Below are 26,947 nucleotides of genomic sequence, written 5' to 3'. Positions count from 1 at the left end.
TTTGGCGTTGCTGCTGATGCCCTCTTTGTATGAGTATCGCTTCGGGCTGTCATACAAAGCCGATTCTACTGTACATCGGTAGCATTGGTAGCTTGACCAGTGGCAGCTTAATGCGCATCAGAATCATCGGACTCTGAATCGTTGAAATCTTGATGGGCAGCAGCCTGGCTAGCAAGATCAGAACCAGCAGGGGCTTGACCGGTTTCAAGAATATGCAAAAATGCCGCCTCATCAATCACCGGCACCCCGAGAGAAACAGCTTTATCACGCTTGCTGCCAGCTGCTTCGCCAGCAATCACAAAACTTGTCTTTCCCGACACACTCCCCGATACCTTTGCGCCCATCGCTTTTAAGGCGTCACCCGCCTCGGTACGAGTCATACCACTTTGCACAAGGCTTCCCGTGAGCACAAACGTAAGTCCTGAAAGGGTCTGCGGTGCACGAGGCGTTAAAGCAGCTTCTTCCATAACCACGCCAGCTGCTAACAAACGGTCGATAACCTGCACATTCTGCGGTGTGCGAAGGAATACAAAGAGGCTTTCAGCGATAATAGGTCCAATGCCCTCGATAGCAGCAAGATCGTCCATCTTGGCTTCTCGAAGCGCCTCGATTGATGGGTATGCTTGTGCAATAGCTTCTGCTGTCGTCTTACCGACATGACGAATTCCTAGGCCAAACAGCACCCGTGCGAAACCACGATGTTTGCTTTGATCAATCTGACCGACAATCTTAGCGGCGACGGTACTGCCGAGATGGATTGCCTCTCCATCTTTATTGACCCGTCCCATATCCAGTGTGGCAAGATCATATTCCGTTAAATGGTAATAATCAGCTACATCAACAACGCGTCCCGACTCTAAAAGCCGCCCAATCACTTCTTCGCCCATGCCCTCGATGTCAAGCGCACCACGACTTGCCCAATGGATCAGCCGTTCATGCGCCTGTGCCGGGCAATCAAGCGAAACACAACGAAGAATGGCACCGCCTTCTTCACGCACCACCGGACTGCCGCAACTCGGGCAGGACGTCGGAGCATGCCACGGCTGCGCATCGGCTGGACGCAACGAAAGCACCGGGCCAAGCACTTCGGGAATTACATCGCCTGCTTTGCGCACGATAACCGTGTCACCCACCCGTACGTCTTTACGACGCACTTCGTCTTCGTTATGTAAGGTCGCACGCGAAACTACCGACCCACTAACGCTTACCGGTTCAAGTTCTGCCACCGGCGTGAGCGCACCAGTACGTCCTACCTGCACGGTAATGTCGCGCAAAAGGGTTGTTTTTTCTTCTGGTGGAAATTTGAACGCAATAGCCCAACGCGGAGCACGCGCTGTGAACCCTAAACGGTCCTGCAGAGAAAAGTCGTTGACTTTAACGACCACACCATCAATTTCATAGGGAAGAGATTGACGCTTATCAAGAGCCTCTTTACAAAAGGCGCGCACTTCATCGCGACTGTGACAAAGTCGCACGTCGGGATTCACATGGAAACCCGCATTGCGCATCCATTCAAGTAATTCCCATTGCCCTGGCAGGGTAAGTGCAGCGTTTGAAGCTGTTGCATAGGTAAATGTCGACAGATCACGCTGTGCCGTAATCGTAGGATCTTTCTGGCGCAAACTGCCCGCCGCGGCGTTGCGCGGATTGGCAAATTCTTGACGCCCTTCCCTATCGGCTGCCGCGTTAAGCGCGTTAAAGCTCTTCTTCGGCATGTAAACCTCGCCGCGCAATTCGAGTGCTTCTTCAACATCGGTTAATGCATCAAGCGCTTCTGCACGCAGGCGTAGGGGCACATCGCGCACCGTGCGAATATTAGCCGTCACATCTTCACCAACGACGCCATCGCCACGGGTAGCAGCCCGCATGAGTCGTCCGTCTTCATACGTTACCGCAATACCGCTGCCATCTATTTTGAGTTCACAACACAGAGGCACGTCGGTCCCAAGTGCTTCAAACGTACGATCCATCCAGGCGTCAAGTTCGTCTAGATCCATCGCGTTATCAAGCGAATACATCCGCTCGGCATGGGTAACTGCCGCAAATTGCTCGCCAACATAGCCTCCCACTCGCTGAGTTGGCGATGTTGGATCATAAAACTCCGGGTGTTCAGCTTCAAGCTGGCGCAACTCGCGCATAAGTGAATCGAATGCCGCATCCGAAATGGCTGGAGCATCCTGCGCGTAATACAGCCACGAGTTATGTTCTATTTCGCGACGCAGCGCTTCAATACGCGCGCCTACATCGTCTTGATCAAATAACGTAGGAGTAGCGTCGTCCGCCATTAGCGCATCAGCTCACTTGAAGAAAAGGAGTAACCATACACGATAAACGATATACCTTGCATTACCGCAAACAGACCGATGAGTATGGCCAATATCTGTGGTACAAAAAAGAAAATGAGCGCCATCAGGATAGATATGAGAGAACTTGCAAAAGCCCAGCGCCAAGCGTCAACAGCCACTGCGCGCAAACCAAGCGCTGCTACCATTTCATAGACGCCAAGCAAAAGAACAAACAGCCCACAAAGCCACGGAAGTACCGCTTGCACCGCCAGTGGATGAAGCAGGAATACCAAGCCAATAACAACATCAACTATGGCATACCCCAATGTCCATCGTACTGGCAGCAAGTAAGTGCGCAGTCGCAGATATGATACCAAGCTCGCAGCGCCCGCAACCAAAAAGCCAACGCCCACGAGCATGGCTAAAATTGCAAGTGTCATACCAGGATAGAACAGGCATACCAACCCAATAACCAGCAGCGCAACACCGCCAATTACCAAATCCCAATCATTTTTCCACCGTGCGCTCGGCATGATTACCCTTCTTCCATCCTGATGCCATCCACCTACTGCTTTTCAATTAGATCTCTCTAATAGAGATATATTAGTATCCTGAGCTACTTTCAACCGCAGATCACGATACGGTTCTTTCATTTTCAAGAGCACGTATTGCCTGCGGAAGATACTGTATCACGTCCTCTGCACAAACCGAGATCGGACCCAAATCGCGGGCGGCTAATACGCCCGAGCGCGCATGCAAGGTTGTGCCAAGCACGCACGCATCAACCGGATCCATCGCTTGCGCCATAAACGCACCAATGACGCCCGCAAGCACATCACCAGTGCCGGCCTTGGATAGAGCTGCGGTGCCTTCTTCCATCCGATACGTCGAGTCGCCGTCCGATATATAGGTATCGGGGCCCTTTAAGACAGTAATGGCACCATATGCCTGGGAAAGTGTTAAAGAAAGTTCTTCTGGGTCATCGGTGGGCAGCGCAAACACTGATGCCATCACTTTTGCTTCTCCCCCATGGGGCGTGATAACGGTAGCAAACCCTTTTTCATAGCGGCGTTTGCAGAGATCGCGTATCTTGCGCGCAGGCATCAGCTTGAGTGCGCCACCATCCACCAAAACGGGCGCTTGCGCGCGCTTGAGCAGGCGATGCGTAATACCAGCAATAAATGGATCCTGGGAATCGAACCCCGAACCGACCACATAGGCATGGGGGCGCTTAGCGGTTGAAGCAACCTCGTCAGTCATGTCCCACGCACTCCATTCCTTCACAACAAGCGAAGGATGATAGATCTGAAGCTGCGAGACAACAGAGTCCTCAACATAGACTTCAGAATAGCCAGCACCTGCTCGCTGGCTTGCCAGGGCAGCCAAGCCCGCGGCACCAGGATAGGTTCGGCTCCCCACCAGCAGCGTCAGCTTTCCGCGCGTGTACTTATTTGCCTCGCGCTGAGGATACGGCAACAACTGTGCAAGCGACGATGCATCATACGATCTCATTGTGCAAGTGCCTCCGTCTGATTGGAAATAGGAGCTGGAATATCGTCGAGCCACGTGCGCGCTTCTTTAAACTGCCGCATCAATTCCTCCATGGGATCAACCCGTTCAGCCTGCGCACGCTGTGAATCGTCAGTAATAACCATGGCGCACGCCACTGCATCAAGATGGGTATACGACAGCGACAAGGGAATATCACGCACGCCTTTGTGCTTGGCGAGTTCGGCAGCACGGCGGTGCAAGCGCACCTTTGGTGCACCTGTTGATAAGCGAACCACTTCGACATCGGCCGGTGCAATACCCTGGGCAATGCCCGTACCAAGTGCCTTAAGAACCGCTTCTTTCGCGGCAAATCGCGTGGCATAGTGAACATGCGGCTGCGCAGTTGAATCGCAATAGGCACGCTCATCGACGGTAAACACACGCGTTGTAAAAGTGGGAGAACGACCGATGACCTTTTGCATGCGTTCGATATTGACCAGGTCAACCCCCAGCCCTACCGCACCAGCGGTCGCCTGCGGAGTGGCAGCACTGCGCATAATACGCTCGGCCGAAGTGGCTGGGTCTGATTCTGGGACGGCAGTAGCAGCATTGGTGTCGGGGTTGGTACCAGCATCGGCATCGATATTGGTGTTGACACCGGCATTGATATCAGTGTCGGTGTCGATGCTGGCATTACTGTCGGCAGCGGTATCAACGCCGGAGCTGGCATCAGTATCGATGGGGCGCTCGCTCATTCAACAGTCACCGACTTTGCCAGGTTGCGCGGTTTATCAACATCGCAACCACGAGCGATAGCAACAGCTCGGGCAAATAACTGCAACGGCACCGAAGCAATAATGGGTGAAAACGCATCACGCACCTTTGGTACGTACATGACATAATCAGCATATCGACTGATTTCTTCATCGCCTTCAGTTGCCACAGCAATAACCAGCGCACCACGTGCTTTGCTTTCCTGAATATTGGAAACGACCTTGTCATAAACGGGCGATTGAGTTGCTACCGCAATAACGGGGAATCCATCTGTCAAAAGAGCAATCGGACCATGCTTCATTTCGCCCGCCGCATAAGCCTCAGCATGTAAATAGCTAATCTCTTTGAGTTTAAGAGCACCCTCGTAGCAGATGGCTGCGCCCATTCCGCGGCCAATAAACAGCGCATCATGAGCATCTTTACAGGCCAGCGCTGCGCGATCGATATCGGTGGTATCAGAAAGAACCATTTCGATCTGCTCAGCCGTATCGGCAAGCTCCTTGAAGAGGAGGCGAATCTGAGGAATAGAAAGCTTCCCTTTTGCTTGCGCGAACACCATCGCTAGCAGGGTCAGACTTACCACCTGGCCTAAGAATGACTTGGTAGAAGCCACTGCAATTTCTTTATTTGCCTTCGTGTAAATGACGCCATCGGATTCGCGCGCGACCGGACTTCCAATAACGTTTGTGATACCGAAGACCTTGGCTCCTTTGATGCGCGCATCGCGAATGGCAGCAAGCGTGTCAGCCGTCTCGCCCGATTGAGACACGGCAACTACCAGGGTAGACGGTGTAATAATGGGGTTGCGATAGCGAAATTCACTCGCAACCTCTACCTCAACCGGAATGCGGGACCATCCTTCTATAAGCTGACGCGCAATAAGACCCGCATGATAGCTCGTGCCACACGCAATAATATAGACGCGGTCGATCAATCGTAATTCTTCAAGCGTCATGCCAAGCTCTTCAATAGAGAGCACGCCATTGGTCATACGGCCCGCGAGCGTGTCGCGCACCACGCGCGGCTGCTCGTGGATTTCCTTCATCATGAAGTCGGGATAGCCACCTTTTTCCGCCACGTCGATATCCCAGTCGACATGCATGATTTTTGGCTCTATCGGGTTACCTTCTGCATCGGTATAGGAAATACCATCGGGCTCCATAATGGCGAACTGACCATCGCCAAGCACCGTCACATCACGCGAAGCCTCGATAACCGCGATGATATCGCTGGCCACGTAACTGCCCGCATCGCCATGAGCAAGCACGATCGGCGAATCTTTCCGTGTTACCACAATGCGACCTGGTTCCTGGGCACAGACAACTGCCAAGCCATAAGCCCCTACTATCTGAGAACAGGCTGCAGCAAGGGCGGCGCGCAGATCACCTTCGTACGCTTCTTCAATGAGGTGTGCTACTACTTCGGTATCGGTATCGCTCGTGAAAACGTGACCCGCCTTTTCGAGACGCTCCCGCAGTTCAGCAAAGTTTTCAATAATGCCGTTGTGAACAACCGCAATATCCCCATTACAGGACGTATGTGGATGCGCATTGCGCTCACTCGGCGCACCATGTGTCGCCCAACGCGTATGCCCAATACCACAGGTACCCGGGTTATCAAGAAATCGCACTACTTCGGCAAGGCCACTGACTTTGCCTACCCGATGAACCACCGTGAGCTTCCCCGCATCCTGCAGGGCGATACCCGCCGAATCGTAGCCGCGATATTCCAAGCGCTCCAGTCCTTCGATAAGGACGTCTTTTGCCATCTTGCCGCCGGTATAGCCTACAATGCCGCACATATAAGCTGCTCCCATCGTCGTAAAATAATGCGCCTATTCTAGTGCAATACACCAGTTGCAAAGCGATCTATCGGCTATCAGCTGAAAACCTGCGAAATACCCGCACCGTTTTATTTGCGATATTGTTCGACAAGTTTCTGCGTAATATTGGCTGGCGCTTCTTCATAGCCGGACAACTCAATTGAATATGACCCCGTACCCCGCGTGAGCGAACGTAAATCCTTCGTGTACGAAACCACTTCAGCATACGGAACGCGCACCAAAATAATCGTGTCGCCCGTATCGTTTGAGTCGGTGCCGACAATTCGTCCACGCCGTGTTGAAATGTCTCCCATAACCACACCGGCGTAGGCTTCGCCCACTTCAATACTCATATTAGCCATGGGCTCAAGCAGAACGACGTTCGCTTTTTCACACGCCGCTCGAAAACCAATACGAGCAGCTGTTTTAAAGGCCATCTCGTTGGAATCGACCGAATGATAGCTCCCATCAAATACTGCACAGGTAATGTCCACCATGGGGTACCCTGCAAGGAACCCTTCAGCCATTGCTTCTTGCACACCCTTATCAACAGCGGGAATGTAATTGCGTGGAATATGTCCACCCGTTACTTCGTCAATAAACTCATAGCCCTCACCTGGATGGGGTGCAATACGCAACCAGCAGTCGCCAAACTGACCCGAACCACCAGTCTGCTTCTTGTGTCGACCCTGCGCTTCGGCAGATGAACGAATGGTTTCGCGATACGGAATGCGCAAGGGCACGAGATGGGCAGAAACGTCCGATTGAGACTGCAAGCGCGCCAGCAGTGTTTCAACTTGCGTGTCACCCATCGCATGAATAACGGTCTGACCGGTTTCTTCATCGCGCTCGATATGCAAACACGGATCAGTTTCGGCTGCGCGCGCTAAGAACGTCCCTAACTTATCTTCATCTTTTTTGTTATCGGCCTCGATAGCCACCAGATAAAGCGGTTGTGGCAGCGGAAGCGGATCGAGTGCCAGTGCGCCGGATTCCGAAAGGGTATCTCCCGTACGCGCGTCGGTTAACTTAGGAACAACGATGATGTCGCCCGCCTTCGCACTCTTCACATCTTCCGTTGTCTTGCCCATCATGACATACAGGTGCGCAAGTCGATCTCTTTTACCTGTGCGGGAATTGATCAGCTCAATACCGGGAGAAAGTACGCCGCCAATAATCTTGAGAAAACTCAGGCGCCCCACGTATGGATCAGCAATGGTTTTAAACACAAAGGCAGCAGGTTCACCCGCCTCATCGATAAAGATCTCTTTCCCATCGGCGAGCACAAAGGCACCGTGCGAGCGCGGGTGCGGGAAGTACGTGCAGATGTCCTCCATGAGATTCAAAATGCCCTGTTCGATAATTGTGGAACCCACAAATACCGGAATAAATATCTCTTGAGCAATGGCTTTATCCAACAGATTTTCAAGATCATCTTGAGAAAGCTCTTCGCCTTCCAGATACTTCATCATCAGTTCGTCATCGGCTTCGGCAACCAGATCGCACAGCTTTTCACGTGCTATCTGAGCTGCATCGGCATACGCTTCGGGAATATCTTCGACGCGTTCGCCACCCGCCTCGAAATAACGTGCTTTCATCCGCAAAATATCGATGACGCCCGTAAAAGCGGCCTCTTCCCCAATTGGAAGAGTAACGGCACCCAAACGACTGCCAAAACGCGCGTGCAATGTAGCCATGGCAACATCGAAATTGGCGCCTTCGCGGTCGATATGGTTAATGAATACCGAACGACACAGGCGCATATGCTCGGCTTCATGCCACAGACGCGTCGTCATCACCTGCGGACCAGTGGCCGCATCGATAACAAACATCGCCATTTCGGCAGCCTGCATACTTGCAAGCGCATCGCCAATAAAATCAGGCTGCCCTGACGTATCAAGCAGATTGATCTTGTAGTCCTTGTACGGAATGGGAGCAATTGAAGTGCCGAGGGTAAATCGATGTCGGATCTCTTCTTCATCGTAATCGAGATACGACTTACCATCGTGTGTCGTACCCATACGCGGTGTTTTCCCTGAAACATGAAGCATCGCCTCGGCAAGGGAGGTCTTCCCAGCGCCGTCTTGACCCACCAAGACGATATTGCGTACATGTTCGGTAGCGGGAGCTGCCATGATACCACCTGCTTTCACGTAAGCGGCCTGTTGCGGCGCCCATGCCGATGCGCATTTCCTGAACGCCAGGCCCGCCTGACTGCCATGCATCGCACGTCTTGCATTTTAGCGTATCTCCGCTGGTGGATAATGCGATAATTGGCGGTATATCCCTACTGATTAATAGCGTGCTCGTTGGAGGTTTATCCTGCGAGTAACTGATAAACTCATTGTGTCACCGCAAAACTACTCACAGGCAAACAGAACAGTTTGCTTCTTCGGCAGTATCACTTAAGAGTAACTGCAGTGCTTGTGTTACGATTGCCTCAAGATCAGTTAGACGAGAGAAGGTCTTAAGGCTTATGGCAAATACAGAATCATTAAGCGAAGAAGAAAAGCAAATGCTGCAAGGGTGCCACGGCGCTGAAGCGACGGAACCCACAGTACTTTCACCCAACAGCAATTCGCACATCCATCATGTTATTGGTGTTGTATCGGGTAAAGGTGGCGTCGGCAAGAGCCTCATCACCAGTCTGCTTGCCAGCGCACAACAAAAGCGCGGCAAAAAAGTAGCTATCCTCGACGCCGATGTTACCGGTCCTTCTATTCCTAAGGCTTTCGGCGTAAGCAACCCACTTACCGCTGATGCTGATGGCATTATTCCGGCACAGAGTCAGAGTGGCATCAAGATTGTGTCAACCAATCTTATGCTTCCTGCCGATGATATGCCCGTAGCATGGCGTGGACCGGTGGTGTCCGGGGCAATTCGCCAGTTCTTTAACGAAGTGAACTGGGGAGATATCGACTACATGTTCGTCGACATGCCGCCGGGAACATCCGACGTGCTGTTGACGGTATTCCAGAGTTTGCCCATCGATGGCATTGTGACGGTTTCGGCACCACAGGAACTCGTGTCGATGATCGTAGGCAAGGCCGTTAACTTAGCAAGCCAGATGGATGTGAAAACACTCGGTCTGGTCGAAAACATGGCCTATTATACCTGCCCCGATTGCGGCAAACAGCACTTTATCTTTGGTGAACCACAGGGCAAAGAAGTGGCTAAAAAGTACCACATCCCTGCCTATGCAACACTTCCGATCGATCCGAACTTTGCACGCCTGTGCGACGCGGGCAAAGTCGAGGAATATGAAGTAGGCAATGCGCTTGATCCTATTCTCGAACAGATTGAGTCAGTATCTACAGCTGACAATAAATAAGACGTACATAAGGATGCTGTGTGTAAAGATCGCAAACAAGTAGGTTACGTAGCTGCAGCCGCCGATGAGGGTTCTCTGTTAAACGCGCCCTCGTCGGTCGCTGTCGATAATGGCGCTACACCAAGTGGTCATTTGTCGCCAGCTGATGGCGATATTGCTCTGCCAAGCACTCATCCGTCGGCGGCTGCTACACCAGCAAAGAAAGCTATTTCATCTACATCACCAGACAGCAGGCAGCCTTTTCGCGCACCAAATGAAGATGACGATGGCTACGATCCGTACTCTGATATACACGACGCCCGTGTTCCCGAACCCCTCTTTGAAGAGGATCCGTGGTCGTAGCCATCTGACCGTAGCTGTTAAAAGAACCACTAAGTAGGACAGAACATTAGTTCCCTCTAGCCCAGTACCGTCTTAGCCACACGATCTCCTAAGCAGAGCCACTGAGAGCATACTTTTCCCTCATACGCACCAGCTTTTGCTTCCAGGGACAATATATGATTGCGGTAAAACCCACCGTCGCAACGCCATGAATCACGTCAAAGGGAAACCCCGCGGCATACGCCAACAGCACCGATTCCCACGTCAATGGATGAACAAATCCAATAACATACCAACCGTTCATGATGAGCCCAAACACCAGCGCCGAAAGAAAGCTGTAAGTATACAGAATCGGTTTATGATCCAGCCAGCCCTGCGCAGATAGCACGCCGGCAAGATACCCAACAAGCCCCCATGAATACATCTGCCACGGTGTCCAAGCCCCCTGACCAAAAAAGAAGTTTGACACCAGTGCTGCAAGCGCGCCGGTCATAAACCCACAGCGCCGGCCAAATACGGCACCAGCCAAAATGCAAATAGCTGATACTGGTTTGACATCGGGTATTGGTGCAAACAGAATACGCCCTGCAGCAGCAAGAGCAGCAAGTACCACGGTCGGCATAATCTGACGCAACGCAGGCTTACTGGTTTCGAAATCAACGAAAAATAGAACAATCGCTGCAACCGCTACGACAAATGAAAGAAGAGCACTGGCATCCCACTGAAACCACGCGCACGCACCCAGTCCGACAGGGACCAAACAGAGAATAACCATTTCAGCGATCCAGCGTGTACGCATCTGTCCTACCCTACTTACTAGTTTCAGCGATAACTAAATCGGTGAAACGGTTAGCTTGCGCTTGGTAAATAAGGTTCTCGCGGAAAAATTCCTGTGGGGGCAAACTACAAACCATCTGCCCATCAAATAGCAGCGATACCCGATCGGCAACAAGTGCCGCAAACGGTAGATCATGCGTCGCTAAAATAATGGTGCAGCCTTGATCGGCCATTCTGCGCAGCTCGCGCCGAAGCACGCATTTTGTCTGCGCATCAAGACCCTTGCTCGGTTCGTCGAGCAGCAGGAGATGAGGATTAGTCAGCGCAAGTTTTGCAAAGGCCACAAGCTGCCGTTGACCACCTGAAAGATCCAACGGGTTGCGATTGGCAAGGCCCTCGAGACCAAGATCGTGCATCTGTCGGGTAATATCAGCATCAGAATAGGTGCTGTTTGCCTGCCAGTCGGTCAGTTCTTCGGCAACCGTATCGCACGTAAACAGCGCCTGCGGTGCCTGAGGAAGAAATGCCTGGTGGGCAGCCAGACTATTTTTTTGGCGCCCGCGCTCTAACCGTAAGATGCCCGCAAGTGCAAGAAGTAATGTCGACTTCCCACATCCATTACCGCCAACGATAGCTTGCACGCTCCCTGGCTGAGCTTCAAAGTCACATCCGGACAATACCCAGCTTTCGCCTTTTCCATAACGTACATAGGCATCACGCAGCGATACCGTCGATCGAAAAGTAGCCGTTTTGAAGCGAAACTTATTGCTACTGATTGTCGGCATGCCCTGCGTATGGTCAGCATTCACCTGCTGCGCATGGCTACCCTTTACTCGCTGCTCCAAAGAAGCTTGAGAACTATCGCTCACCTGCCCATTTTCTTGAACAAGGCTGTCTTCATGAGGAATCTTGTCAAGGCTTACGTCAAGACAACGCACATCAAGTGGACGGGTAGCAAAGCGTTCTAAATCAAGGGGCCGCGCTCCCCTAGTGGAAAGCTCAACACATCGCGTCGCATAATTTGCAACTTGTTCAGGTTCATGCGTTGCAACGACGACGGTTATTCCCAGTTCACGATTGACCCTCAAAAGCAAGTGGAGAAAGTTTTTTGCTGCCACCGGATCGAGCTGTGCACAGGGTTCGTCAAGCAAGAGAATGCGCGGTTGAAGCGCTAAGGCAGCAGCCAAATTCACTTCCTGCTTCTGACCACCAGAAAGGCTCTCGACCGAACGATGCATAAGATTGCCAATGCCAAAAAAATATGCTGATTCCGCTACTCGACGACGCATGGTATCGGGCTGAGTACCTGCATTTTCAAGTCCAAAGGCCATTTCATGCCACACCGTATCACAGATGAGTTGGTTATCCGGATCTTGTGCTGCATAAGCGATATCACTCTGCCCCTCGCACACCTCGTGCCCAAACAGCTTAATGTGTCCATTCCGTTCACCAGCAGGAGCAATTTCTGCCTTCGCGCTTGTTAAAAGTGTGGTTTTGCCACTGCCCGTATCCCCCACAAACAAAACGAACTCGCCCTCACGCACAGCGATATCAATCGGAGCAAATAATGGCTGACCGCCGGGATAGGCGAAGGTAAAGTGCGACCACTCCAATGCAGGGGGTCGACCCATGGCACATGTATGCATTACTACCATCTCACCCTTTCAAGCACCACGACAAACGATGGCACGAGAAAAAACATGGCATATGCCCCATATCCCCACCACCAAATAAGCGTACTCATCTTGGGATAGAACGTAAATTGACTGCAAGCCACCCAAGCAAGTACCGCGCAGAGTACACCGAGCACTAGTACTACCGCCAACGCGATAGCGTCGGCGCAGCGAAAGCGCCGCGTGCGATAACGGGTGTGTGTGCTGGCATTTCCCCACCCGCGTGCTCGCATGACACGTGATCGCTCGAGTGAGTCTTCCATACCCCACACCATCAAAGAAGAAAGCATCCGCACGTGTTGAGCAATCCTTTGAGAAATTCCTTTTTGCATGCCTGCCTGTGCAGGTCCGGCCGATGTACACGCATGCAAAACTGCGTTGATATACTGACCGCGACGGGCAAGCTGAGGCATAAGGCGCAGAGTCATTGACACCATAAGACTGACTGTCGGCAAAAAAGGTCCCGAAAGTGCCATTGCTTTGTCGGATGTCATAAGCCGAGCGGTAAACGCAAACCATTGCATTGAAGCCACAAACACACATCCAGCCACTGCGCCCCAAGCGAGGCTTTCTGCATAAATATTCAAAAACACCTCGCCAGTACCGAGTGCCCATGGACCCACCTGAATAAGCAGTGTCGATCCTGAAGCCGAAAACAACGGATTAGCAAGAGTTATTAAAATCAATAAAGGCAACTGCCACCGCAGCGAAGCAACGGTATGTTGTACCCCTTGCACCATGCTGTTTGCAACAAAGCCGCCCATAAGAGCAATCGGAGCAAGCACCGGATGAAATGCGGTCATAGTAAGCCCCAGCGCTAACGCACACCACACTGCCTGCACCGCTGGATGCAAAATATCAAAACTTGTCGTCATCTCGGCGCTACTTCGTTGTATTGGCACAGCTAGTTGTCACTCACATAAACCCATTTAACATAGTCGCCTTCGGAAAGACGCCAGCGATCACACGCCCGATCGGCAAACTGCCCATTGACATAGTAGATCCATCCACTCTGGGCGCCATATTCTTTTTCAGCTAAGCCGTTAATTCCCGCTACATACATACCATAGACAGTACTGCGCGCATTCACTGAAGCGCCCGTCGCTTTCAGCGCATCATAGACCGTTGACCCGGCGGGAATCGACAGCAATGCCGATGATATATTCGATCCAGCTGCGGTGCCATCAACCGTTATATTCACCTGAATGTGAGTTAACTGGTCCCCCGAAGAAGACGATGACGAAGATGAACCGCTTGTCGTTGCAGATGAAGCAGAGCTACCACCTGCCACTGAGGAGCCATCCGACGAGCGACTCGAACTGTCGCTCGACTGCGGGTCGCCCGACTGGGTGGCATATGCACTATCTGCAGCGGCTAAAGGAGGTGTCGGGTCATCCGATGATCCCGTATCTTCACCCGCAGCACCATCGCTTTGATCGGCTGTGTCGTCCTCTTGTTTAGGTATAAGGTCACCTGTTGTTGTTACACCTGATGAAGCATCACTTTCAGCTGGTGCAACGGTAGTAAAAAGATCTTCTGATGCGCCAGAGGACCCAAGAAAATATGAGCCGAGTGTCCATGCGCTGACGACAATCAGTACACAACAAGCAGCTGTGGCTATCCAACGCCACCGTGCGTCCTTCATTTATCTTCATCCTTTGAGCGACGCCGACCAAACACAAGAATCAAAAGACCAGCTATCCCAACAACAAGACCCGCTACTGCCCAAATTGGCAACTGATTTACCTGATCGACAGCATCTTCAGAAAGCATTACTGGTACTGCTCCATCTAAAGACTCTGACGGTGTCCGTGTGCCGCTTGCAGCGGCATCAAGCTTTGACGCGGCCGCTTCAGAAGAAGCTCTTGCACTCGATACTTGCTCTTCAGACGCTTCAAGAGCACTTCCTGTCGCGCGACTATCCAACACATTCGAACGTAGCGCAAAGCGCACCGACGAAGCATCATTATAAGCGGGACCGTTTCCAATTGATGTACCAGTCTGATTGTTCAGACCGTCTGGATTATGCGGCGTTACTGGCACCTTTTTTTCTGGTGTATTCGGATTGTCGGGGTTAAAAGGCTTCTGTGTCGCAACCAGTTTAAACAGGTTTCCCGAATCGTTCACGTAATAGAGCGAGCCGTCAGATGCAGCGATAGGTGACGCTAGGCAATAGTTCTGAGCATCGGCTTCAGGTACAAACAATTCACGAGCAGTTGCATCCCCAAGCCGGTACACGTAGACGCCACCCGGGGGCGTATTGGCAGTGAAATACACATAGGTCTGCCCGTCTTGTGTTGACACGAGAGGCGCTGACTTCACATCTGCGCCAATTGCGCCACCTTCCTCTAAGGAAGAAATTGCGTGTTCCACTGTAAGTGTCTGCGCATCGATAACCGCCAGCAGACCATCGGGTGCACTACCCCATTCAGTTGCATGAGTAGTATGTGCTGCACCACCAACGTATATTTTTCCGCCAACCAATACCGGTGTCGACGTGCTCGACGCAGCAAAGTTTACCGATCCATCGGCATGTAAGACACCATCGCTATCAATTGCAACCTTGTGTAGTACGCCATCAGTTGAGACTGCGTACACATGGCGCCCATCAGTATCCGTTATCACACCTGAACGGACGCCAGCCCCCAGAGAAATGGTTGATGTCACCGTTCCGCTCGCTGCATTAATGCTCTGCAAATTCCCCGCATCATCAGCAACAACCAATGACGAAGCAACCGCAGTAGAACCAGACCAGTAGTATCCAGCTGATGCAGATTTCTGTTTCCATCGCACAGCGCCCGTAGCTGCATCTAAACAAACAAGCCAGCCGCCCGTACTGGCCGACCACGTAGCTGCTGTTGCTGCAAAGTACACGCATCCGTTCGCAACGGTCACGTTCGACAGCGACTGCATCGCGTTGCCCCCTACATCGGGAAGCGACTCGGTATACCACTTGGTCGTTAGGCTCGACGACGTGACAGCAATAGCTTGCATGCGTCCTCCATGCAAAGGAACGTATACGATGCCGCTCTTAAATGTCATACGCGCAACTGAATCGATGGGTGCTGCTAAGGGTGTCGAGGCAATAATGTCGCCCGTTTGAGCACTTCGCATCTGCAATTCAGAACCAACAGCTGTCAGAACAGTATCTCCGACAAGAATCGGATCACTCGCATACGTCGACCAGTCATTTGCATCTTTGAGGTGAGCAGTCCAGATGGCATGAGCACTTTGGTCGGGCGTTGGCGTATCCGCGCCCGACATGCTTGGCCCGTGCGCAGCAAAGGTCGGCCAATCAGATGAAAGTGTTGGATCTCCCTGAGCATTGGGATCAACAGCAACAGTACCGATTGATCCATGTGGATCAGGTATTGTTTCATCGGCAGACGAATAAATCCATTCGATCTTATCGCCTGCTGCAAGCGCAATGGAACCTGCCCCGCTTGAGGCTGATGTGCCGTTAATAAACAGCTGCCAAAATTGTCCGGTTTCCTGGTTCCATGAAAGCGCTTCACCGGTAAAAGGTGAAACAATTTTGGCAAGGTAATAGCTTGGACCTGTGCCTTGTGATTCATGGACGAGTCCCGCCTGTGTGAGCATCATCTCGCTCGCGTCAGCAGCTGTCGCGCCCGAAGGAAGTGAAACCGTAGAAAGTGGCACCCAGAAAACTTGCTGTCCTGTTGCATTAGGACCGATCACGCTGCAAGATACCTGCAGATGCGCTTCATCATTCAGTGATTGCCCATACGCAGAGTAGTACCACGTAATGCAGTCACCAGCATGAAGTACTACCGCACCAGCACCTACCTGAGACGGCAAACCATTCACAAATAACTGCCAGTACTTCCCTGTTGCTTGGTCCCAGGAAAGCGAATGACCTGTTAAAGGCGATGTAATACTGGAAAGGTAGTAGTCGCTTCCTGCCCCGGTGTCTCCTGCGCCCTGTGATTCATGAAGAAGACCCGCAGCGCTGAGTAGTTGCTCGGTCACCTGTGCGGCAGTAGTTCCTTGCTCTACCGTAAGTGGTGTCTCTGATACCCATTGCTGATCGGCACCAAAGGAGTCAACCCCGATGATGGAACACGAAACATCAAGGTGAAGGACATGGCCTTTTGTACCAAAAACCGTAAATTTCGCTGATACTGGCTGGGACGCAAGTGCTTTGAAATCAGCATTATCGGGATAGCGCAGGGCATACCGCGCATACTTTTCACTTGAAAGTACCGACGAAACAGTGACTTCAGTATCGTAGTCAGGACGTGTCAGACGCAGTGTTTCGTTAGCAATCGTCGCTGGAGAGCTCGAGGCAAACAGGCGTGCCTGATCTGATGACCCCATACTGTCATAACCCGGCAGTTCAACCGGCACAATACCCTGGACGGCACTACGAGCATCTGCGGCTGTATATGCCCAGGTAAGCGATCCATCCTGAGCGATATAGGCCTTTTGGAAGGGATGGAGGTTACCGGTGAGTGCTGCCGCATCCTTTCCGGCAGCCAATGCGTTACCATAGGCGGCCTTCGCCTGCGCCATTAAGTTAAGTTCTGCCTGCACATCGGCTTGATCGATTGGCTCAATTGTTAACTGCAGCTTCTTGCTGGCAGAAATGGCGGGGTTCTTCTTGCTGGTAACGGTCAGGGTTATATCAACACTGCGAGCAGGCGTACCTGGCTCGGGGCGCAACACATTTGCCCGATACCCATTGATAGTAAGCGCATCATTTGAGGCTTGATAGGCAATGGAATACTGTTTACCATCGACTTTAAGCGTACGTGGACGAGGCAGCTGCATATCGTCAGTTATGCTCTCTGGATTAAGAGCGGCTGTGCTGTCGCTGTACTTCAGTGCTCCCGTCGTAAATGCAGCATCCACTTTCTGTTGAAGTGCCTGTTGCTCCGCTTCAATAGCACTTGAATCACCCGCTACAGAAACCGTAAACGAACGGGTGACGGATGCTCCTTCAGGCATGCCAAAGTTAGCGAGTCCAGAAATAGTAGCCTCAAGAACAACTTGCTCATCTTGGTTAGGTCGCGTTACTACCGCGCTCCCATCGCCCAGTTTATACAAAGGAGGTTTCACGGTAATGGCTGTTGATGAAGACGACCAGGAAATAGTCGACCAGTTGACACCAGGTATTTTTGATGGAAGCGGGAAATCTTTTGTAACCGATAAAGCAGTATCACCAGCGGCAAAAGACAGAGAAAGTACCTGGGCTTTTGATTCCAACAAAGTCTTTGCTGCATCAGTATTCCATGGAACAGCAAACGTGCGCGCGGGGCTATATTCCTTTGTTTTACCGTCATGCGATAGCTTAAAGACAATTTTGTTGACCCGCTGGAGCGAAGGCGTGGCCCATGACCCAACCTTATCGGGATCACCCTTATAGTAGGTAATAGCGCCGTTATCGGTTTCATTCGTCGAGATGCCAACCTGTGCATTCGGGTTGGTGTTTGCAAATGTCACCTCGCTTACCGTAACGGTAAGACCCGTTGTATCTACCCCAAGATCCTTCAGGTGATTAATAAGCACCTGATTGATATTGGTATCACTTTCGTACGTAAGCTTTGGTATCCAACCAGAGAATCCTTCGCCGGTCAGCTTGGCAACGACCGAATCAAGATAGGCATCGCTTTCTGTAGTGCTCGTGTTGTCGGAAGTGCCACTCGAATCTGAGCCAGTTGATGAACTGCTACCGGTATTGTCGTCAGTATCATCGTCATCGTCGTCTCCAGGCCAGTCATCGTCATCGCCAGACCAGTAGTCGTCATCATCGTCGTTTGAAACTGCCGCACGATCAGCAAAAACTGCAGATGTTTCGGACGATTCCGTCGCAGATGATTCCAAATCTGTCGCAGTCGACGATACCGAGCTAGGTGCGTTTTCAGCAGATGAAGCAGATAAAGGTGTCGCTTGGGCAGAAGATTCCTCATCAAGCGCGTAAGCTGTCGTGGGAAGTGGACACAGCGATACCGCAAGCACAATGGCTAATAGGACGCGCAACATGGCAGAAGGTAATGGCGCAATAGATGTTGAAGCATCTGATGCATTCGCTGTGTCAGCTGCAGAGACATACTCGTATGACGAACGCGTTGCATTAAAGCATAGAGAACGATGTCCGAACATGGTCGGAACCTCACTTCCAGGGCTCGAAAGCGGTGGCGGGCATTCCGACTTTTCCTTCAGACGCAGTAATGCCGAAGAAGGTTTACGGTTACTGGCATAGCGCGGGATTTTCACCCGCATTTCCCCAAGCACGCTTTAACGTACCTACGCCTATCGAGGCATCTCCACCAAGCCAATATATTATTCGCGATTGTACCAGACCAGACAGTTAGACTTCTCGGGCACAAGATAACTCGTACGCCAATGCGTTATACGCCCAGAGCTTCAACGTCGGCCAACGTGTTACAAATACCGTTTTACGTGGGTATCAGTTTTTCGAAAAGCTTCTTGAGGGGTTTATGACTCTGACGGACTTCCGGCAGTAAGTACCGGTTTTTCTGCATTGCGTATCATTGCGTACAGCACAATTGCCGCCACAACATCAGCAACAAAGAATACATGCAGTATGCCAAGCACTACTGCTGTTCCTTTAGTAATAAGTCCTTGCTTCTGCGCACGCACAACCGAAGCAAAACCATACGAAGAAGTAAGTAACAGCAGCACATAATCAATGACGGCGAGCATAGCTGCCAAAATAGGCGTCACAAAAATGAAACCAGGTATTATCGCCAGCACAAAGGACAGAAGCAGACCGCCCACAAACACAAAAAGATAGAACGGAATAAGGCATAGTTTGAGCAGCATATCCCAGAATGCAAGCCGTCGCGGACTGCCTTCACCACGATCAAGGCAAGCGTTAACAACATTCGCCATGCCAATAATAATCATCGACGCAAACCATATATTCATGACAGCATCGGCTGCATCACCTGAATCGGGTTGCATTGATGCCGCAAAGGCACAATAGACCGACGCAAGAAGCACGATAGGTAACGCAATTCGCAGAGCTTTAGGCATAACGAGTTCCTCTCCTTGGTGCGCATCTGGTACTTCACTTTACCAGAATTATTGCTTGACCCTCTTGTGATGTCTGCTAAGATATTCAACGCTTTATGGGGCATTAGCTCAGCTGGGAGAGCGCATGGCTGGCAGCCATGAGGTCAGGGGTTCGATCCCCCTATGCTCCACCAAATTTTCAGGGTCTAGATTCGTCTAGGCCCTTTCGTTTAGTCTTTTAACCTCTCTACACGCCAAAGAAAATGTCTTCCTTTTACCCCTTACTGTATCTGAATGGAGAGTCTATTATCATGAAAAAGACCATTTGGGACTGGTATGCCCCTTTCTACCAGCGCGCTATGATCCCTGATAAAAAGGCATACCAGTGGATGTATGACCACATCTCGCACGTCGTAGTAGACAAAACAGTTCTTGAGATTGCGACAGGACCGGGACTTCTGGCAAAACATATTGCTTCTGCGGCAAAAACCGTTACCGCTACAGACTATTCTGCTAGCATGATCAAAGAAGCACAAAAAGGTACACATCCAGAAAACCTTATCTTTGAAGTTGCAGACGCAACCCATCTTCCTTATGCAGCCCGTGCTTTCGATGTCGTTATCATTGCCAACGCACTTCATATCATGAAGAAGCCCGACAAGGCTTTACAAGAAATCAGACGCGTCTTGAAGAATGACGGATTATTGATTGCTCCAAACTTCGTCAACCACGCCAAGATTGGTGCACTCTGGACATCTATTCTTAAGATGGTCGGAATAGGTTTTGAACACCGATGGACAAAAGAAACCTATCTTCACTATCTTGAATCACAAGGGTGGAAGATAGAGTTCACCGAAAGCATTACAGCTAGATTGTCCATATGCTATGTCGAGTGCACTTCAAAACTTCTTGGAAAACAACCAGATGAGGAAAAGTCTCAGTAAACCAAAAGCTCCAGAAGAACATTGATAGACAGGCGAAAAACTATCAACGCGGCACCCCATGGTGTAAATCTGCTCTTCCATAGCAGCCCAGCGACAACATTCGTATATCATGCGCCTGATGATAGTGTGCATTTTGCCTGTTGCCAGAGTTCTTCCAATTCATCAGGCGAAAAACTATCGATGCGTCGCCCCATGGCGTAAGCTTGCGCTTCCATAGCAGCCCAGCGACGACGAAACTTATCACAGGAACGACGCAGACATGTCTCGGCATCAAGATGTTCTTTGCGGGCAACATTGACGAGAGAAAATAAAATATCGCCGAACTCTTCTTCAGCTTCACGCGAACGAGATGGAGCTGCCTTGAATTCGTCTATTTCCTCGCGCACCTGATCCCAAACGCCTTCGACATCTTCCCAATCGAAACCACAACCGACTGCTTTTCGTGAGATGTCTTGTGCTTGCATAAGCGCGGGTTGAGCAGCGGGGACATCTTCAAGTAGACCACGCGGAACATCCGCATTAATCCCTTGCGCACGCAACTTTTCTGCCCGTGCGGCATCCTTCAGCACTCGCTCGTGCGCTTTAACGACATCCCACAACCCAGCAACATCATCGGCGTCCTTAACCGACGCAATATCGATTCCCGCTACACTGAGAGCCGCTTCGGCCCCAAACACATGCGGATGCCGTCGAATAATTTTTTCGTTCACTGCCTGTGCTACATCATCAATCGTAAACTCACCTGCATCAGCGGCTATCTGAGCCTGCAGTACCACTTGTAGAAGTACATCGCCTAATTCTTCAATCAGATGATCTCGATCCGCTTCTTCAATGGCCGCCACCGCTTCAAAGGCTTCTTCGAGCATATTCTTAGCAATAGATTCGTGCGTCTGCTTTACATCCCACGGACAACCATTGGGGGCACGCAGAATGGCTATTGTTTCGACAAAAGCATTAAAGGCAGGGTGATCTGTTGCTGTCTGAGGATTAGGAACCTTGTGGTATTGCGCGGTTTCATCTGACAATTTCATACATCCCCTTTATCTGCTACCAGCACCACCGACCACCATACAGTCTCGTATGGATTTCACTTCCTATATCAACCTGAATGCCATATCCTATTCCGATAGGACAGGTTAACCAGAACAAGTTTCAGCCCGTATAGATCCTTGCTCCTGATACAAACTACTGGTTTTCAAGCAGCGTAACAACCGTATCGAAGGTTCCTGCACGCGCCCCTTCAAGAAGCGCCTTACTGCCAAACGCGCAAACAGCATCCGATGCAGCAATCGCCTCCAGGGATAGTGCGCATGAACGAAGCATTTCGGGCGTCGTTGCCAAAACCTGATCGCGCAACTGTTCGCGCCAGTTTGCCGGGTAATGGGAAAAATAGGCACTGTCCTGTCGCCTGGCAATAACCCAAGGCTTGACTGGCGCGTCATGCGAAGCAACCGTGCTCACAATGTACCCTTCCATTTCTGTTGTGTCTGGGCTGAAGGAAGCAAGCCATTGGCCTGCCACATCATATCGGCTGAGTGTCTCGTCTACATGCGGATCGCGAAACGACGTGTAACGCGCGTAGCCCATCGGTGTACGACGGAATCCAACGCCATACGCGCCGCCCTTGACACGCACTTCGTTCCATAGGTAATCAAGCGAGAGAACATTTGCAAGTACACCCCACTTGCCATCATAGGTTCCAAATGCAGAGACATCGGCGCCTTTCGCCACAAAGCAAACATCGGATGGCACCACAAAGGCTTCGCGTTTCACCTGTGGTGCGGGAATCAAAAGGACATTCGGCTCCCCTGCTTGTGCACATGGCAATCCTAAATCGCCCGCTTCATTCCAAAACGCATCAAGTTCTTCACGGTCGCCGGTAAAGCTCACCGTGCATCCTTCACGCACAAACAAGCGATGGCGCACTCCATCAAGACGCGCTATTAAATCCTCGAAGCGCTCATCAAAGTGATCGATCAAATCTTTCAGAAAGAAATAGAAGTCAACGCCATAGATCTGTTCAAGCAACACGCCTGAAGGGAACAGATACGATGCAACACGATCAGCAGCACGGGTGTGTCCTTCGTTTGCAAACGATTGCTCCATACCAATGCGTCGTTGTATAAGAATATCGCGTATGCGCTGGGCATCATCAAAGCACGTTGACTCCCATACTTCACGGGGAATCGATATCGCAAAGGGTCGCTCTTCGGCCAATGTCGCCACAGAAATCGTAAAACGACATGCTACTTTGCTGGTATCTTCCGCTTCGACATCGGTATCGATCTTGAAACGCAGGGCGCCCAAATGCTGGCGAGACAGCACATCTATGTCAGCAGCTGAACGTTCCGCGGTTGCAAGGCTCCCAAAAAGCGACGTTAACAATGAAGCATACGGAAGGTCTTCCCAGGTAAGGCAGCCCATATTAAAACTGTAGTTCACGTAGTCGATGTTGCGCGTCGGTAAATCATGATAGAGACAACTGATCGGCCTGTTATCCAAAACAGCAAGTGGTGTCTCATATGGAGCAGCGCCAATATCAGCCACCCCAAGGTGCGGCAGAGTCGCTAAATCTTCAGGAGTATCAGGGGCTTCCTGCCGTGCACGCAAATCCGTTACTGTTTGTTCGATAGTATGAATATCCGCTTCGGTTAAATTCTCCGCAAGTTGGTCAAGGCGTTTTTGAATATCGCTGAGACCCGTCCGCGAACGTGCCTGCAAGTCAACAAGAGTCATATGATCGCTCTTTAAAATAAGGCTACGCAGTACCTCTTCGAAATAGTCCGTAGTAAGTCCAGCGCGCATGCGAGCAAGCGGCTCTTCGTAATGCAGATACGTTGTGGCAGCATCTTCACTGTATAACCAACCCGAAAGAGCACTCATGGAAAGGTACACACCATCGGCTATACCGCGATCGCGTTCGCGCAGCGCAAATGAAAGTTGTGACAGAGATGCCTCAAGAATATCGCGCGGAATACCTTCGGATACGAGCTGTTTTACTTCCGATTCCACTACCTGCCGCAGTTTATCGGCCACCCCTTCTTTGGCATTACGCAAGGTAAAGAGTACCGCAGGACGTGCTTGAGCATCCATCATATAAGCAGCAAAGTCGCCACCCAAACCGGCATCAAGCACGGCTCGCTTGATGGGCGATTCGTTACCCCCTGCCAGCGCATCAAGCAGTACATCAACCGCAAGGGTTCGCTCAAAGTCGTTTGCATCCCCCACCACATAGGCCAGTCCAACACAGGCGTTCTCGGGCGCGGTATCCATATATTCGACCTCGTGCACAGCACGACGCGGCGCAAACGACCCAACAGGATTCGGTGCGGTACGTGAGCGCACCTGAGCACGGGATAGATGACGTTCATCAAGAAAAGCAAGCATGCGATCGATGTCAAGGTTGCCATAGAGCACGATGTAGGCATTATCAAGGCGGTAATGCCGCGCATGGGTATCGAGATACGATTCGTACGTCAGATCGGGAATAGCACGCGGATGTCCACCACTTTCAAAGGCATAACAACTGTCAGGAAACAGTGCCCGCAGCATCGCATGGTACAGCACGCTTTCCGGATCAGCAAACGCGCCAGTCATCTCGTTATAGACAACACCGTTGTACCGCAGGCTCAAGCGATTGTTGTTTGCGTCTGCTGCCTTAACAGTACTGGATGTAGCGGCATCAGGGGTATCGATCTCAAGATGCCAACCTTCTTGCTGAAAAATAGTCTTGTCGTGATAGATAGCCGGGTTGAGTACGGCATCAAGATACACATCAACCAAGTTAAGCAGGTCTTGTTCATTTGTACTGGCCACCGGATACATTGTTTTATCCGGAAAGGTCAACGCATTCAAAAACGTCTGCATCGACGTTTTCAAGAGATTCACGAACGGTTCCTTTACCGGAAATCGGTCCGATCCACACAGCACGGAATGTTCCAGAATATGAAAGACACCCGTATCATCGGCCGGTGGCGTCTTAAACGTGATAGAAAATGCCTTGTTGTCATCATCGTTTTTCAGATACAACAAACGCGCACCTGACGCTTCATGAAACATCGTGTACGCGCGACCATCAATCTCGGGAAGTTCCTCTTCAGAATCCACCCGAAAGCCATGGAGACGACTATTAACTTCGATCATACCGATCTCCTTGATTCAAATACCCCACTGGGAAAACGCTCATGGTGCAAGATTTTTACCGAGGCATATTCTATCGCAGAGAAGCTGCTTGCAAATTGGCTGTTACCCGTGTGTTTCTCCAGTTAGTCCTTTGCGGTACCATAAGGCAAACACCACGTGGAAAGAGGTGCCATGGAAACCCTAACGGATTCCCAAAAACAGATAGCTACCGTTCTTATCGATTGGGTGGCAGCTCGTCGTGAAGAAGGGGCAGAAAGCCTGCTTATTGATGAAGGAGAGCTAGCGCATGAGCTTGGCGCGAGCAGCTGGAAGCGCAGTTATCTAGACGACTTAAACATCCTGTGCGCCTATTGCGATCGCATGGGTTATCCGACGATTTCCTTACTTGTTGTCGTACCAGGATTGAATCGTCCCGAGCGTGCGCTTTTCGCACATGCCTTTAAGACCACTTTACCAGCGGCAGAAGCCACAAAACGCTGGAACGACGAACTCAAGAAAATCGCGAAAACTAAGAAGACCACCTGGGCAGAATTTAAAAATAACGTTGCCCCTGCTGAGGAAGAGCCAGCCAAACGGAAACGATCCACTACAGCAAAAGGTAATAAAGCAGGCAAAGCTACCGATAAAAAAGGTACCCCCTTGTCGAAGAACCCACTGAATAGCTCGCGTGCATAAGAACGGCAGGTGCCGTGCATAAGATAAGAAAGGCGCCCATGAAGGACACCTTTCTTATAGTTTTGTCCTTTACCTTTTAAACGTGGAACACTACGGTACAAATCGCAAGCATTGCGCTGCCGAACACCAGAGTAAACACCATCATCGGCCAGACAAACTTGAACCAGTGCGACATCTTCATATTCAGCATCTGCAAAGTTGCCATAACCAGCCCGGTCGGGGCAATGTAGAGCATTGCGTACTGACCAAACTGATACGCACCAACAATGATCCAACGAGGAATACCCACGGTATCAGCTAGCGGTGCAAAAATAGGCATAGACAGTACAGCCAGACCACTGGACGAAGGCACCACAAAGCCAAGCACGAAGAAGATAAGTACAAGGCATATAATGAACAGCGGGCCACTCATGCCCACAACCATATTAGAAGCAGTGTACAGCATCGTGTCGCTAATCAGGCCTTGATTAAGCACATAGTTAACACCACGCGCCAGGCCGATGATAAGGGCAACCGGCACAAGGCTTGAGGCGCCCTGCGAGAACGCATCGACCATCTTTGCTTCGCCGATGCCCTTCTTTCCCCATCCACCAATAAACATAACCAAAATGGATAGCGTCACGAATTCAGCAGCCATCTGTGGGAACCACCAACCAAGACGCATGACACCAATAATCATTAGGATAAAGGCAAACACGAAAATAACGAGAACGATCTTTTTACGGATAGTGAACTCGTGTTTTTCGCCATCAGCTTCCTCCATGTCCCACATGGCCTTAAATTCTTCACGATCCTCGTAGGAATAGCTAAACTCGGGGTTATTCTTAACTTTGTTTGCGTACCAGCGCAGATACAGCAGGTACACAATCGAAGCAACAATAAGGCCAAATAGGCGAATACCCATGCCCTCAGTAAACACAGTACCAGCTGCGTTAGAGGCAATAACGGCGCTAAAGGGGTTAACCGTTGAGAAGGTAGTACCTACGGAACTCGCCATGAAGATGGCGCCAACCGTCACGATGGAGTCGTAGCCCAAAGCTATGAACACCGGGGCAAGTATGGGATAGAAGGCAACCGCTTCTTCTTCTATACCGCACATGGTACCGCCAAAGATCATGAAACAGGACACGCCAAAGACCAGCAGAAACTCGCGTCCAACTGTCTTTTTTGTGAGAGCGGAAAGCCCCGATTCAAACGCGCCCGTCGCTTTAACGACGCCAATCAAGCCACCCAAGCACAGGATGAATACCATAACGTCGATACCCTCGATAACACCAGTAACCATGGCGAAGGGAATCTCGGTAACGCTAACGGGATGCTGCGGCAAGCTTTCGTACGTTCCTGGAATAGAAACGGCTTTGGTAATGGCGCCACCAGTAAATTGACTAATGTCGATTTTTACACCCATGGCATCAAGTGATTCCTGGGTTGCTTCGACCGTAGTAACCTCCCCAGTTGGTGAGGTTATCTGCAGGCTGCCACTGCCTGCATCGTACATGAGCTTCGAATACTGGCCAGCCGGCACGAACCACGTGCACACGACGGCAAGAATCGTCACGATGAACAGAATGGTGAAGGCCGAAGGGAAAGTAAACTTTTTCTTTTCCTTCTTTGGAGAGCCTTCGGCGGCCAGAGGGGCCGCAGTAGCGGTAGCTTCAGCCACGATTCCTCCTTGTTTGTCCGAGGATGGCCGTTTTGCGCCTTACTGTCTG

The 26,947-nt window shown here is 51.0% G+C and carries 19 protein-coding genes, 1 tRNA gene and 1 riboswitch; of the genes, 5 read left to right on the top strand and 15 right to left on the bottom strand.

Annotation, left to right across the window (positions count from 1 at the left end):
• Positions 1–107 precede the first annotated feature (107 nt).
• The 6 genes from ligA to CCUR_RS02330 all read right to left on the bottom strand — a co-directional run bounded on the left by ligA (position 108) and on the right by CCUR_RS02330 (position 8,507).
• On the bottom strand, positions 108–2,285 hold the full coding sequence (gene ligA / locus CCUR_RS02355) for an NAD-dependent DNA ligase LigA (RefSeq protein ID WP_012802884.1): 2,178 nt from the start codon (positions 2,283–2,285) through the stop codon (positions 108–110).
• Entirely contained in the window at positions 2,285–2,818 is a 534-nt protein-coding gene (locus CCUR_RS02350; RefSeq protein ID WP_012802883.1) for an HdeD family acid-resistance protein, read from the bottom strand. The genes ligA and CCUR_RS02350 overlap by 1 nt, the downstream gene beginning before the upstream one ends.
• A gap of 100 nt (positions 2,819–2,918) precedes the next feature.
• Entirely contained in the window at positions 2,919–3,797 is an 879-nt protein-coding gene (locus tag CCUR_RS02345; protein WP_012802882.1) for an NAD(P)H-hydrate dehydratase, read from the bottom strand.
• Positions 3,794–4,531, bottom strand: coding sequence for a holo-ACP synthase (gene acpS / locus CCUR_RS02340; protein WP_245526104.1), 738 nt, complete (start codon positions 4,529–4,531; stop codon positions 3,794–3,796). Before acpS ends, CCUR_RS02345 begins: the two co-directional genes overlap by 4 nt.
• A complete protein-coding gene (gene glmS, locus CCUR_RS02335) occupies positions 4,528–6,351 on the bottom strand; it encodes a glutamine--fructose-6-phosphate transaminase (isomerizing) (RefSeq protein ID WP_012802880.1) in 1,824 nt (607 codons plus the stop codon). Before glmS ends, acpS begins: the two co-directional genes overlap by 4 nt.
• Positions 6,352–6,461: 110 nt before the next feature.
• Positions 6,462–8,507, bottom strand: a complete 2,046-nt coding sequence (locus CCUR_RS02330) for an elongation factor G (protein ID WP_012802879.1) — start codon at positions 8,505–8,507, stop codon at positions 6,462–6,464.
• A 380-nt stretch (positions 8,508–8,887) separates the two neighbouring features.
• On the opposite strand from CCUR_RS02330, the gene CCUR_RS02325 reads away from it, so the two are divergent.
• Positions 8,888–9,703, top strand: coding sequence for an Mrp/NBP35 family ATP-binding protein (locus CCUR_RS02325; RefSeq protein WP_049754316.1), 816 nt, complete (start codon positions 8,888–8,890; stop codon positions 9,701–9,703).
• 18 nt (positions 9,704–9,721) lie between these two features.
• Positions 9,722–10,045, top strand: coding sequence for a hypothetical protein (locus CCUR_RS02320; protein ID WP_012802877.1), 324 nt, complete (start codon positions 9,722–9,724; stop codon positions 10,043–10,045).
• A gap of 88 nt (positions 10,046–10,133) precedes the next feature.
• On the opposite strand, the gene CCUR_RS02315 is transcribed toward CCUR_RS02320, so the two are convergent.
• The 6 genes from CCUR_RS02315 to CCUR_RS02290 form a co-directional block, all read right to left on the bottom strand.
• Entirely contained in the window at positions 10,134–10,823 is a 690-nt protein-coding gene (locus tag CCUR_RS02315; RefSeq protein WP_012802876.1) for an ECF transporter S component, read from the bottom strand.
• Positions 10,824–10,833: 10 nt separating this feature from the next.
• Positions 10,834–12,456: an ABC transporter ATP-binding protein gene (locus CCUR_RS02310; RefSeq protein ID WP_012802875.1), complete on the bottom strand. Its 1,623-nt coding sequence runs from the start codon at positions 12,454–12,456 to the stop codon at positions 10,834–10,836.
• On the bottom strand, positions 12,450–13,349 hold the full coding sequence (locus tag CCUR_RS02305; protein ID WP_012802874.1) for an energy-coupling factor transporter transmembrane component T: 900 nt from the start codon (positions 13,347–13,349) through the stop codon (positions 12,450–12,452). The genes CCUR_RS02310 and CCUR_RS02305 overlap by 7 nt, the downstream gene beginning before the upstream one ends.
• A 29-nt stretch (positions 13,350–13,378) precedes the next feature.
• Complete coding sequence (locus CCUR_RS07215; RefSeq protein WP_012802873.1) at positions 13,379–14,119, bottom strand: DUF4430 domain-containing protein; 741 nt, start codon at positions 14,117–14,119, stop codon at positions 13,379–13,381.
• Positions 14,116–18,597 carry a DUF4430 domain-containing protein gene (locus CCUR_RS02295; protein WP_083771568.1) on the bottom strand — a complete coding sequence of 1,494 codons (4,482 nt, stop codon included), beginning with the start codon at positions 18,595–18,597 and terminating at the stop codon, positions 14,116–14,118. The genes CCUR_RS07215 and CCUR_RS02295 overlap by 4 nt, the downstream gene beginning before the upstream one ends.
• Before the next feature lie 29 nt (positions 18,598–18,626).
• A riboswitch (adenosylcobalamin-variant (AdoCbl-variant) riboswitch) is annotated at positions 18,627–18,739 on the bottom strand.
• 194 nt (positions 18,740–18,933) lie between these two features.
• Positions 18,934–19,494: a DUF6652 family protein gene (locus tag CCUR_RS02290; RefSeq protein WP_012802871.1), complete on the bottom strand. Its 561-nt coding sequence runs from the start codon at positions 19,492–19,494 to the stop codon at positions 18,934–18,936.
• A 97-nt stretch (positions 19,495–19,591) separates the two neighbouring features.
• On the opposite strand from CCUR_RS02290, the gene CCUR_RS02285 reads away from it, so the two are divergent.
• A tRNA-Ala gene (locus tag CCUR_RS02285) sits at positions 19,592–19,667 on the top strand.
• 117 nt (positions 19,668–19,784) lie between these two features.
• Positions 19,785–20,417 carry a class I SAM-dependent methyltransferase gene (locus tag CCUR_RS02280; protein WP_012802870.1) on the top strand — a complete coding sequence of 211 codons (633 nt, stop codon included), beginning with the start codon at positions 19,785–19,787 and terminating at the stop codon, positions 20,415–20,417.
• Positions 20,418–20,524: 107 nt separating this feature from the next.
• Here CCUR_RS02280 and mazG read toward each other — a convergent pair whose 3' ends face one another.
• Positions 20,525–21,448, bottom strand: coding sequence for a nucleoside triphosphate pyrophosphohydrolase (gene mazG, locus CCUR_RS02275; protein ID WP_012802869.1), 924 nt, complete (start codon positions 21,446–21,448; stop codon positions 20,525–20,527).
• 154 nt (positions 21,449–21,602) lie between these two features.
• Entirely contained in the window at positions 21,603–24,560 is a 2,958-nt protein-coding gene (locus tag CCUR_RS02270; protein ID WP_012802868.1) for an insulinase family protein, read from the bottom strand.
• Between the two features lie 171 nt (positions 24,561–24,731).
• On the opposite strand from CCUR_RS02270, the gene CCUR_RS02265 reads away from it, so the two are divergent.
• Entirely contained in the window at positions 24,732–25,235 is a 504-nt protein-coding gene (locus CCUR_RS02265; RefSeq protein WP_012802867.1) for a hypothetical protein, read from the top strand.
• Positions 25,236–25,311: 76 nt separating this feature from the next.
• On the opposite strand, the gene CCUR_RS02260 is transcribed toward CCUR_RS02265, so the two are convergent.
• Entirely contained in the window at positions 25,312–26,898 is a 1,587-nt protein-coding gene (locus tag CCUR_RS02260) for a YfcC family protein (RefSeq protein ID WP_012802866.1), read from the bottom strand.
• Positions 26,899–26,947 lie beyond the last annotated feature (49 nt).

Source organism: Cryptobacterium curtum DSM 15641 (genome assembly GCF_000023845.1).
Lineage (GTDB): Bacteria > Actinomycetota > Coriobacteriia > Coriobacteriales > Eggerthellaceae > Cryptobacterium > Cryptobacterium curtum.
The sequence above is the reverse complement of the archived record's forward strand: the minus strand, read 5'-3'. Positions and strand labels throughout refer to the sequence as shown.